Annotated in this window: 7 protein-coding genes; 4 read left to right on the top strand and 3 right to left on the bottom strand. The window is 33.0% G+C overall.

Going from position 1 to position 12,433, the window contains the following annotated elements:
* Positions 1–41: 41 nt before the first annotated feature.
* Together C8N37_RS18880 and C8N37_RS18875 are read right to left on the bottom strand one after the other, a co-directional pair.
* A complete protein-coding gene (locus tag C8N37_RS18880) occupies positions 42–851 on the bottom strand; it encodes a CheR family methyltransferase (RefSeq protein ID WP_108160392.1) in 810 nt (269 codons plus the stop codon).
* Between the two features lie 11 nt (positions 852–862).
* Positions 863–4,294 carry a response regulator gene (locus C8N37_RS18875; RefSeq protein ID WP_108160391.1) on the bottom strand — a complete coding sequence of 1,144 codons (3,432 nt, stop codon included), beginning with the start codon at positions 4,292–4,294 and terminating at the stop codon, positions 863–865.
* A 390-nt stretch (positions 4,295–4,684) separates the two neighbouring features.
* Here C8N37_RS18875 and floA point away from each other — a divergent pair, with 390 nt between their 5' ends.
* From floA to C8N37_RS22980, 4 genes are all read left to right on the top strand, one after another.
* A complete protein-coding gene (gene floA / locus C8N37_RS18870) occupies positions 4,685–5,674 on the top strand; it encodes a flotillin-like protein FloA (RefSeq protein ID WP_108160390.1) in 990 nt (329 codons plus the stop codon).
* A gap of 153 nt (positions 5,675–5,827) precedes the next feature.
* Positions 5,828–7,123 carry a DUF3472 domain-containing protein gene (locus C8N37_RS18865; RefSeq protein WP_108160531.1) on the top strand — a complete coding sequence of 432 codons (1,296 nt, stop codon included), beginning with the start codon at positions 5,828–5,830 and terminating at the stop codon, positions 7,121–7,123.
* Positions 7,124–7,606: 483 nt separating this feature from the next.
* Positions 7,607–8,125, top strand: a complete 519-nt coding sequence (locus C8N37_RS22985) for a KdsC family phosphatase (RefSeq protein ID WP_147051554.1) — start codon at positions 7,607–7,609, stop codon at positions 8,123–8,125.
* 3 nt (positions 8,126–8,128) lie between these two features.
* Complete coding sequence (locus tag C8N37_RS22980; RefSeq protein ID WP_147051555.1) at positions 8,129–8,707, top strand: Maf family protein; 579 nt, start codon at positions 8,129–8,131, stop codon at positions 8,705–8,707.
* A 34-nt stretch (positions 8,708–8,741) separates the two neighbouring features.
* On the opposite strand, the gene C8N37_RS18855 is transcribed toward C8N37_RS22980, so the two are convergent.
* Positions 8,742–11,660 carry a TonB-dependent receptor domain-containing protein gene (locus C8N37_RS18855; RefSeq protein WP_244914478.1) on the bottom strand — a complete coding sequence of 973 codons (2,919 nt, stop codon included), beginning with the start codon at positions 11,658–11,660 and terminating at the stop codon, positions 8,742–8,744.
* Positions 11,661–12,433: the final 773 nt, after the last annotated feature.

Raw genomic sequence — 12,433 nt, 5'->3', positions numbered from 1 at the left:
GTGATGCAGCAGTCATGAGTATTGTATTCATGATGTTTTCATTACGCTATTTTCTGATAAATATTGTTTTTTTTATCAATTAATTTAAATAGATGTGCACGCTTATAGTTTATCAATGATTCTTTTGAACCCAAACAGAGAAATCCTAATTTACAAAGCGAGTCATAAAATAGATCGAATACTTTTTCTTGCAATGTTATATCAAAATATATTAATACGTTGCGGCAGGTAATGACTTGAAATTCATTGAAAACACCATCTGTAATAAGATTATGAATAGAAAATAAAAGGTGTTTCTTTAAATCATTTTGAATGGTTGCGGCATCGTACATGGCGGTATAATATTCTGATAATGAATGTTCAGCTTTTGTTTTGATGAAGTTTTCAGAATACTCTTTTAATTTTGTTAAGCTATAAATACCTTGCTTAGCTTTCTCTATCACAAGGTGATTGATATCAGTTCCATATATAAAAGATCGACTCAGTAATTTTGATTCTTTCAATAAAATAGCTAGTGAGTAAACTTCTTCTCCTGTAGAACATCCTGCACTCCAAATCTTGATGTGCGGATAAGTCTCTAGGTATGGAAATAGCTTCGTCTTTAGGGCAATATAAAATTCTGGATCGCGAAACATCTCTGTAACATTAACCGTCATTTCTGGTATAAAGTAATTCAGAAAGCCTTCTTGATTAATCAAATTTGATTTTAAACCGACAAGATCAAGCTTATTAATATCCATAATTCTAGTTATTCGTCTTTTTAAAGATGCTTTGGAATATCCAGATATATCCAAATCGTGAAAGTTCTTAATGATTTCTATAATTTCGTCTAATTCGGTAAAATTTAGCATATCTCATTTATTTAACTAACCCAAACACGGATCAATGAAATTAATTTATCAATATCAATTGGCTTACTGACATAGTCATTAGCTCCAGCTTCAATTGCTTTTTCTTTATCTCCTTTCATTGCTTTGGCCGTAATAGCAATAATAGGTAAATCAAGATATTTTCTATTTTTACGAATATGCCCAATAGCTTCATAACCATCCATTACGGGCATCATGATGTCCATAAGTACCAGATCAATTGTATTATCTCCGTTAAGGATATCTAAGGCTTCTTGCCCGTTGTTGGCAATTTCTACTTGAATATTATAACTTTCAAATGCACTAGTCAAAGCAAAAATATTCCTCATATCATCGTCTGCCAATAGAATAGTTTTATTTTCTAGAGTTTTTTCAAGCTTAAAATCTTTTGTTTTATTCGTAATACGACTTTTATCTTCTGGTTCTTGATTGATTTTATTCAGGAATAAGCGAACTTCATCGATGAGGCGATCATTAGATTTAGCCGATTTAAGAACCATAGCTTGTGAATGTTTCAAAATTCTGGCAGTTTGTTCGGAGGTCAATTCCATTGCAGTATTGATAATAATTGGTGTTTCCCTATACCTATCATCTGATTTTATTTCATCTAGTAATTCAACACCTGATTTATCTGGAAGATTTAGATCTAAAATTATACAGTCATATTTATTCGCTTTATTTGCTAATAGCTCAAGTGCTTTGTTAGCGTCGTAAGCTTGATCAACTATTATCTTTTCTTCTTTGAGCCCATGTTTTATAAAGTCACTTTGAATATGTTGATCCTCAATTAATAAAACTTTTTTTACCGAGTTTTCAAGCATCGCTTGAATTTTTTTAAATGTTTTTTCTAATGTTTCTTCAGATACGGGCTTAGCCATAAATCCAATTGCTCCAGCAATAATAGGTTCATTTGCCAAATATGTACCAGCAGACATCATATGTACGGGAATGGAAGATGTATTCGGATTGGCCTTTAGAGATTTAAGTACATTCCAACCATCTATTTTGGGTAGCATAATATCTAAAATGATCGCTTTTGGTTTTAGAAAAAATGCTTTTTCTAATCCCTCTTCTCCATCATGAGCTACTATGACCTGGTAATGGTGCGCTTCGGCATAATCTTTTAATATTTCGGCGAATATCAGATCATCTTCAATAATGAGTAATGTATTTGAATTTTCATTATTAATATTGGCTAATTCATTTTCAGTAATTATTGAAGGAGTGGAAATATGTGTAATTTCCTGAATATCCTCTTTCGTAATTTCCTGCATTTTTGCGATACCTGCTGATTCACTTAACGGTAGAGTAAAAGTGAAAGAGCTACCAGCTCCAACTTTACTTGTTAACGAAATTTTTCCACCTAATAATTTTGCTGTTTCTCTACAAATTGACAATCCTAATCCTGTACCGCCATATTTGCGGCTCGTGGACCCATCTTCTTGTTTAAATGCTTCGAATATTAACTTTTGTTTATCAGCAGCAATACCAATACCTGTATCTGTAACTTTAAAAGAAAGGTTGTCATCTTTAGTCAAGTCAATTTCCAATGCAACCTCTCCATTTGCATGGGTAAATTTGAAAGCATTAGAAAGCAGATTTTTCAAAATTTGTTGTATCCGATATTCATCGGAAAAAAAATGAATGGGTACATTGGAAGAGCTTTTTATTTTGAAATTGATTTTTTTATCTTCTGCTGTATTTTTAAAGAACGCTTCGATATAATCGATCAAATCTTTAGTATCTATGTTTTCTTGAGATAATTCTACTTTTCCGGACTCTATTTTTGCTAAATCTAAGAGGTCGTTAATGAGATGAAGAAGATCTGTTCCTGCATTGTGAATTACATTGGAGTACTTGATCTGCTCAGTTGTTAGATTTTCGTGTTTATTATCTTGCAACAATTTGGCTAAAATCAAAATACTATTTAGTGGGGTACGGAGCTCATGGCTCATGTTTGCCATAAATTCGGACTTGTAATTGGATGCTAGTTCGACTTCCCTAATTTTTAAAGCGATATTGTCTTTTGCTTTCTCCAATTCATTATTTTGTTCTTGGAGTAATTTCGCTTTTTCATCCAATTCGTTATTTGTTTGCACTAACTCTTCTTGTTGTACTCTGAGTTCTTCTTCTGATGCTTCTAGTAAGTTTGTTTTGTAACCGAGTTCTTCATTTGTCGTTCTTAATTCCTCTTGTTGGGCTTCTAACTCTTCAGTCTGTTGTTGTAATTCTTCGTAGAGCTCGGCCATTTTAGTATGCGCTTGTGCCACTGTTAGACTGATGGCGAGTATTTTGCTTACACTATTTAGATACTCGATATGTTGTTGTTCATTTTTGTTATCTATTTGACAGATTAACTCGATGATGCCGATGGATTCATTTTCATATACGACAGGGATAAGATATAAGATTGTTTCAAATTTATTGATTAAAGAAGATGAAACTTGGTATTTATCAGCACTAACATCACGAATTATCTGCAATTTTTTATCGGTCATGACATCGCTTAAAATGCCATCACCTTGTAAGATCATGTTTTTTATATTAACCTCTGCTGGGATCCCTTTTTTTGCTAAAAGATAGAAATTGGTACTGTTTTCTTTTTTTACATATATAGTTCCTGCTAATGCGTTAGTCGTTCTACAAATGTTATTTAAACCAATAGTCGCGATCTCTTTTTCATTATAATCACCCCTTAAATCTTCGTCTAATGTATTAATGTTGTTTAAGATAGTATTACTTTTTTCGACTTCAGCTGAAAGTTTTAATAATGCAGCATTTGATTCTTTTTGATCTACGTTGCTCTTTTTTAAAGTCTTAAAAACATTCAGTACGACAATGAAAATATAGATCATAATCGCAAGGCCAATGAAGATCAAAAAGTAGGTAATAAACATGATCTTTTCTAATCGATCTGTTGATTTTTGTATTAATTCTTTTCTTTTATCAATCAGCTCTTTAGAAATTATGGATATTTGATTTTGAATATCTGATCGCTTGTTGTTGATATTTAAGACATGATACCTGTTCTTTTTAGTAAGCTCAATATCACGATCGAAATCGTAAAATTCCAAAAGTGAATTTTTTAGATTATTTAATTTATTGCTATCAAAAATAAAGTATTTGTCTTTTTTGCTTAAGTTTTTTATAATGTCTAGGGGTACATTGATTTCATTTAAATAAGGTGTCAGTGCACTTTCTTTTTCTTCAGTATGGTATTCAAGTTTTGCATGATTGACTTTAGCAACACTGTTTTTGACCTTATCAATAAGATCAAATTTGACCTCAGCATTTTGAATAACATCTCGTTCGTAAGACGTGTTTTTTTCCAGTTGGATAAAAAGAAATATTGACGCTGATAATATGATGAGAAATGAAAATATAATTCCAATGATAAGTTGTTGTTGAAAACGTAGCTTTTTCATTCTAGTAAAGCGATTAAAATGTTGAAAATGCGTTAAATAAATCTCTAATTGATATTAGAGAAGAGGTAATTATTGTTTGATTTTTACATGCTAGTTTTGAAGTATTCTTTTTTAGAATACTTTATATTTTCCTAATACGTAGCATTTTTTATCATTTTAATTATTGAAATCTCAATAATTAAAATGATAAAAAAATGATTAGTAAAAGTAGTAAAAAATGACTAAGTAGTGTTAGTTTTTAATGTTAATTTTTCAGGTAAATGTTTGTGATATTGACGTTAAAATTTATTGCTTTTTGATTATTTATCTTCATTTTTCAACTTATTATAGTACTATTTTGGACATTATTTAATATCTTTAAGAAAATTACTATTTAATTAATCTAATCAAATGGATCCGAATTTTTCCCTTGCTTTAATGATTGTAGGCTGTATCGTGGCCTTATTTCTTTTGCTTTACTTATTACCTGTCAATCTTTGGTTTACCGCCCAGCTTTCTAATGTGAAAATTAGTTTATTGAATTTGGTATTGATGAGATTGCGTAAAGTACCTCCATCTTTGGTGACAAATGCGATGATAATCTCGACAAAAGCGGGATTAAATATTACATCTAATGAAATTGAAACTCATTATTTAGCTGGTGGAAACGTCAATAGAGTGATTAAAGCTCTGATATCTGCCGATAAAGCTAATATCCCGCTGAGCTTCAAGCTCGCTACCGCTATTGATTTGGCAGGTCGTGATGTATTTGATGCTGTTCAATTGTCCGTTAATCCACAAGTAATCAATACACCCCCAGTAGCAGCTGTTGCAAAAGATGGTATTCAATTAATAGCAAAGGCAAGAGTTACAGTGCGGGCTAATATCAATCAATTGGTCGGAGGAGCAGGTGAAGAGACTATCTTAGCCCGCGTAGGTGAGGGGATTGTTACCACTATTGGATCTTCAGAAAGTCATAAGCAGGTACTTGAAAATCCAGATCGTATATCTAAAACAGTACTTTCAAAAGGACTGGATAGCGGAACGGCTTTTGAAATATTATCTATTGATATTGCAGATATCGATATCGGTGAAAACGTAGGTGCAAAATTACAAACTGATCAAGCTGAAGCAGATTTAAAAGTTGCCAATGCAAGGGCTGAAGAGCGCAGGGCAATGGCTGTCGCCAATGAACAAGAGATGCGTGCTAAGGCGCAGGAAGCAAGAGCAAAAGTTATTGAGGCAGAAGCACAGTTACCATTGGCGATGGCAGAAGCTTTTAGAAATGGAAATTTAGGTGTAATGGATTATTATAAGATGCAGAATATTCAAGCAGATACAGACATGCGATCTTCTATTTCCAAGCCAGGTCATGATACTAGAGGACCTCAGAAGGATTAAACTCTGATGTAACAGTTTTTTTATACGATTTAACAACCGATTGCAGTTATATTGCAATCGGTTGTTTTTTTTCTACGCGTTTTTGACAGTTCGATTTTCTTATTCCTATCAGTATATTTAATGCTATAATTAATTATTATAGACATGAAATCAATGAAAAAGTTATTAATTCTATTTCTCTTTTTAAATTTAGCCTCTGTATATGCACAGACAACTCCTGTAAAAAAGCAGAATTTTATACCCATAGGTGGTAATAGTTGGGAATACCCAAAAAACAACTACAAAGAATCGATCGTGAAAAATGGAAAGATTGAAAAATGGAAAGATAAAAACAGTTCGGTCAAAACATTTGTTCGTTTCGGTAAAACCGGTCATGTCGATGTTGCTGTTCAAGTAGCCGCAGCTAATGAGGGAGGTGAATTCATTTTTACATTAGCAGGTAAAAGTGTTCATATTAATATCAAACCAAATCAAAAAGGGTTAATAGCTATTGCTGATTTTACCATTGCAGATACTGGGTACTATGCGATGGAACTAAAACCAAATTCTGTTGCTTCGTTGTATCCAACTATAGATGGTTATGTCTTGACAGGTACTGCTTCAGAAGACCGTATGAATTTTGTTAGAAACAATGAGGATAACTTTTTTTATTGGGGCAGAAGAGGTCCATCCACGCATATGGGGTATGAACAACCAAAAGATAAACAAATAGAATATTATTATAATGAAGTTACTGTTCCTAAAGGTAATGATATTGAAGGTTCATATTTTATGTCTAATGGATTTAATGTCGGTTATTTTGGTATGCAAGTTAATAGTAGTACCGAACGTCGGATCTTATTTTCTGTCTGGAGCCCTTTCACAACTGATGATCCTAAAGAAATACCTGATGATCATAAAATCATACTCAAAACTAAAGGAAAATCCGTCCATACTGGTGAATTTGGTAATGAAGGCTCCGGTGGACAAAGTTATTTGAAATTTAACTGGGTAGCTGGCAATACATATAAATTCTTGTTACGCGGAAGACCTATAGAAAATAACTATACTGCATATACCGCCTGGTTTTATGCTCCAGAAGTAGGAGAGTGGCAGATTATTGCCGAATTTGAACGTCCACAAACAAGTCAATATTTAACGGGATTTCATTCATTCCTAGAAAACTTCAGTCCTGAACAAGGTATTTATCAAAGAGAAGTACACTTTTCTAATCAATGGGTGGTTGATAACCAAGGTAATTGGTATTCATGTACTGATGGTAGATTTACCGTTGATAACACAGGACGAAAAGGCTACCGTATGGACTATTCTGGGGGGGTAAATGAAGAAGGATTTTACTTGAAAAATTTTGGTTTTTTTAATAAATATGTGCCTGCTGGTACTAAGTTTAGTAGAAAGTCTACAAGCCAAAAGCCAAAGATTGATATCAAATCACTACCACTTAAATAAAAATATATTTTTATAATGATAGCTGTAAACAATTTGTTTGCAGCTATTTTTTTGACTGCTAGTTGTTTAAAAAACAAAACCCTGATGATGGGCATCAGGGTTTGTTACTAACCAATTATAAACCTAAATTATGAAAAGACATTTTAAATAAATCATCATCTTTAACTGATGATTTGATACTACAAAACTAATGATAAACATTTGATTTAATGTTATATGAATGTCATTTGAAATATTTGTTGATGACATGCAACATTAGTTTTTTGTAATAGATAACCCTAATTATCTTCTACAAAGATACACCTAAATAGCTGTTTCTTCCAAATGTTTTTTTGATAAAGTTGTTAGCACAACAAGTGTTATGACATTAATATGATTTTTTGTCTAATTGTGATAATTACTTGTCTTTTTATCAAGAAAAAATCAGCTTTATCTATAGTGTTTTCAAGATATATATTACTTATTTTTGAAAAAAAAGAACTTATGATTTTTGATAATCTAAAAAGGGTGAAAGCTTTTGTGTTGGATGTGGATGGAGTATTGACAGATGGTCGCGTACTTGTAAACGAATCTGGACATCAGATGCGTACTTTTAATATTAAGGATGGTTATGTCATGCAACTAGCTGTTAAACGTGATTATCCAATTATCATTATTACAGGGGGCAATTCTACTGGAGTTGTGAAAAGACTGGCAGGCCTTGGGATTCAAGAAATTCATTCAGGAATTGCTAATAAAATTGAAAAGTTGAAGGATATTTTGATTTCTTATGAATTGACATTTGATGATATTCTTTATATGGGCGATGATATACCAGATCTCGAATGCATGCAACTTGCAGGATTAGCGGCGTGCCCAGCTGATGCTGTAGAAGAGATTAAAGCTATTTGCCACTATATTTCTCCAAAATCTGGGGGCCATGGAGCAGTTCGAGATGTCATGGAAAAGGTAATGAAAATACAAGGAAAATGGCAAGTTGATACTACTGTCAAAAGTAATTAAGTAATGATAAATTTAGAATATAAACAAATAATATTGGGTTCTCAATCACCTAGAAGAAGCCAATTATTAAAGGAATTAGGTTTAGAGTTTGAGGTAATTGTTCGCGAAACGGATGAAGTTGTAGACTCTAAATTAAAAGCTAGAGATGTGGTCTGTGCAATTGCACAAAAGAAAGCAGAAGCTTTTGGTAATGATTTTATTGATGCATGGGTTATTACAGCAGATACTATTGTAGTTACGTCAGGACAGGATATATTAGGGAAACCTAAAAGTAGAAATGAAGCATTTCAAGTATTGAAAATGATGTCCGGAAATATTCATGAAGTGATTACTGCTGTCTGCATTTTGAATAATGAAAAATTAACCACTTTTTCGGAATCAACTGAAGTAGAATTTTATCCATTAAGTGATGAAGAAATTACTTATTACATCGATAAATATGAGCCTTATGACAAAGCGGGCTCATATGGTATACAAGAATGGATAGGACGTATGGGCATTAAAAGTATAAAGGGAGAATATACGAATGTGGTTGGCTTGCCAACAGCTCGGCTTTATCAGGAATTAAAAAAACTAATATAAAAAGGGACCATTTAAAAAATGGTCCCTTTTTATATTAGTTGATATGAAATCTTACCCCAGTATAGAACATTCTACCTGTTAATGGGCCCCATAAAAGTGAGGTGTCAAAATAAGATCCAAATGGATCATCTGCCCCTAAGATAGGATTATGTTGAAAATAGTTTGTTAAATTTTCACCACCTACATATATGGTGAAATTTTTGTGTTTACCAAAATCTTTACTTACTTGTGCATTCATCGTTACATAGGCATTTGATTTTGTTGCTACCTGATATTCAATCGGGTTTTCAATTGTCGATGGGATTCTTTTATCTCCTACGATGTTTAAGGTGTAATCAAAACTCCATCCTGACGGAAGTGAATACGCTAGATTGGTAAATCCTCTATGTTTAGCCAATAATGGTTTACTTTTTCTACCACTTTCAAAATCAGTTTGAACATCTAACAAGCGATATGCAAGCCTAGTTTCTAGACGAGGTAAAGGAGAGAATCGTAATTCTGCTTGAATACTATTAGAATATGATTTACCATTTAAGTTATAAAAGGAGATTTCTCTTGGGTTTTCATAATCCACCACGACTTGGTTATCGAAACTATTTCTAAACAATTCAACTGATGCTGTTGCTTCTCTATTGAATAATCTGAAACTTTGATCGATTGTAAATCCAGTATTCCACGACACTTCTGGTTGTAAACCATATGCGTTTTTAAAATTATTTGGAGATTTGATGATCAAGGTACGGCTACTTGCTAAAGCAGACATGTTTTCGGCAATGATATTCGCTGTTCGTTGTCCTCTACCAGCACTTAAACGCAATGTGTTACCACTAAAAGGTGTATATCTTAGATTTAAGCGAGGTGTAGTGAACCAGCCATATAGCGAGTTGTAATCTTGTCTTAAACCAACAACTGCATCAAACTTTTCATTTGGACTAAACGTATATTCTACAAAAGCACCGGAAACCGTTTCTTTTCTTTTGAAATTCTGAATAGCTAAATATAGCTCATCATAGTTATCATAATTTACAGAAGCTCCTACACGGTATTTGTGCGCTACAGTTCCAAGGACATCTTGGAATATTAAGTTAGCATATCCGTTTTGCTGTTCTCCATTATAATTTTTTAAACCAAAATAACTTTTTTGATTATAATTGGATCCAGCAAGTTGTAAACCGATACTGCGATGTCTATTTTCTGGAAATACATAACCAATTTTAGCAAAACCTTCGATTCTTTCAATATCAAATCCTAAACCGTATCTGTTTGTTGTTCCTTTATCTGTTTTCTTGTTAAAATCCGTTTGCCCACCTGTACGATCATCATTTAAATATTTGATTCCAAATTGAGCAATTAATCCTTTTCCGTTTTCATAATTCCAGCGATTAACTCCTGAAAAAAGATTTCCTACCGGTATATCACGAAATCCATTGCCACTAAAATTCATCTTCTTATTATACATGAAATTATCATGTAATAGAAAAGAGGTTGACCAATTGTTATTGATCTTTTTTGCTAAATTTAAGTTCACATCTGTTCTGCCCATATTATTTGCATAAGCATTGAAATACAGTCTGTCCGAATTTTGAGGTTTTTTAAGTTCCACATTGATTTGTCCAGCCATGTTTTCATAACCATTAGCCACAGAACCAATACCTTTTGCTATTTGAATAGACTCAATCCAACTTCCAGATATAGAATTGAGACCAAGCGGGGCTGCAAGGCCACGGGGACCTGGTAAATTCTCGACCGTAAGTTGTGTATAAATACCACTTAATCCAAGCATTTGAATTTGCTTTGAGCCTGTTACAGCATCATTGCTGACAACATCGACAGAGGCATTTGTCTCAAAACTTTCACTTAAGTCACAACATGCAGCTTTAAATAATTCTTTGGTCGTTAGTACCTCTACTCGAGCTGGGTTCATCCGATTGATAAAGTTTGATCTTCTGCTACCTGTTACGACTACTTCTGCTAACACATTGCTTTTAGCATTGATCATCACGACCTCATGTAAGTCTTTTACAGTAATGGTATCTGATTGCATACCAGCGAAACTAACAACGATTTGTTTGAAGTTTCCATGATGTTGTAATTTGAAAACCCCATTTTCATTTGTTCTTACATTTTTACTTTTATCTTCTAACCAATGAATATTAACACCGACAATAGGATTTAGATCACCTTTTTCATTCTCTTCCACAACAACACCGGTTACAATATGGTTGTGGTCATGAGAATCAGTTTTTTTAGCTGTTGCTTCTATTAGATTTCCATTCTCCATCCTGGGATATAAACAACATTCGTGTAATTGTTCATATACTTTATCATCTGCACGAAGATTATCTACATCGTGTCCAACTGCAGCTATACCTTTTTTAATTGTTTCTAAAGGGGCTTTTTGAGCATTGTATTTCAGTATGAGTTCTTTCGTATCCACGCTCCATATTGCTGAAGTAACACCATTGATAGATGCTGCGGTCTCTATTCGTTTTTTACACAAAGCACAATTTCCAGCAACTTGAAGTTTTGCGGTGCTGTCAATAGCAGTTGTTGTATTTAGATTAGTGCTAGAAACTGTGGATGCAGGAGAAACTGTTGCATTTTCAAGTCTTGGATACAAACAACATTCATGGAGCTCTTGGTATGCTTTGTCATTCCCACGGACATTTTCCACATCATGCCCCACATCTGCGATACTTTTTTTAATAACTTCTAATGTCGATTTATTACTGTTGTAAGTTAATGCCAATTTTTGAGTGTCCTCGTTCCAAATTGCCGAAGCAACACCAGAAATTTTGGCTGCCTTTTCAATACGCTTTTTACACATGCCACAGTTACCTGCTACGTGTAATGTCGTTGTACTATCTTGTTTTGCAAAGTGAAACTCTGCTTTTAATGAATTTGATAGAAGAAAAAATAAGGGTATAAGTGCGTATTTTAATATTTGTTTCATGATTTTTAAAAAAAAGATTAAATAGTAGCTTACTTTATCCATACAGGATAAAGTTCACTTTAGAACATCTCTAAGAGATCAATAAAATTTTTAAAAAATCAGATTCTGAAGTTACAATTGAATAAATAAGGAGATATATCCGAATCGGATATTGGCTTATTGGAGGGGAAAATACATGTCGAATTTGCAATGCTTTCAAAATAATTTTGATTCAGTATGATCCAATTCAAAACAAGTATTGCAGGACTAATCACGGGATAAACTTTAGCACTATCAGATGAAAAATGATTGTCGTCCACGTTTTTTAAGTCAACTGAAACATTTTTACATTTATTATCCTCGGTGGAGGTATGTTTTTCTTCTGTTGAGATTTTGTGACAGCTATCATTTTTTGTGCAAAATGCACATTCTGTATGTGATGCTTCTTTTTTATTAAGAGAAATGGATTGTGTCTCTCCGTGACAAAAATGAAAATAAACAGTCGCACTAGTCGCCGTAAGGGAATAGTGAAAAATCAAAATAAATATGATTAACTGTTTCATTTGGACAAAGCTAATAAACAACTAGCGCTCTAAAAAATTCTAGTTGTCATATTATTGCTACAATATTTGTCCTAAAGATAGTTATAAGTTAGAAATAAAAAAGTCCTTGCGGGGACAAGGACTTTTTTATTAACCTTGTCCCGTCCTGAAATAAGTTGACATCTAACTCAGCTTATTATGAAAAAAGAACTAAAGAACAATTTACGACGGAGTCAGCGAGATTATAGCCTA

Origin of the sequence: Sphingobacterium faecium (genome assembly GCF_003054045.1) — a bacterium.
GTDB lineage: Bacteria > Bacteroidota > Bacteroidia > Sphingobacteriales > Sphingobacteriaceae > Sphingobacterium > Sphingobacterium faecium.
Note: the sequence above shows the minus strand (reverse complement) of the source record. Positions and strands in the feature narration are given on the sequence as shown.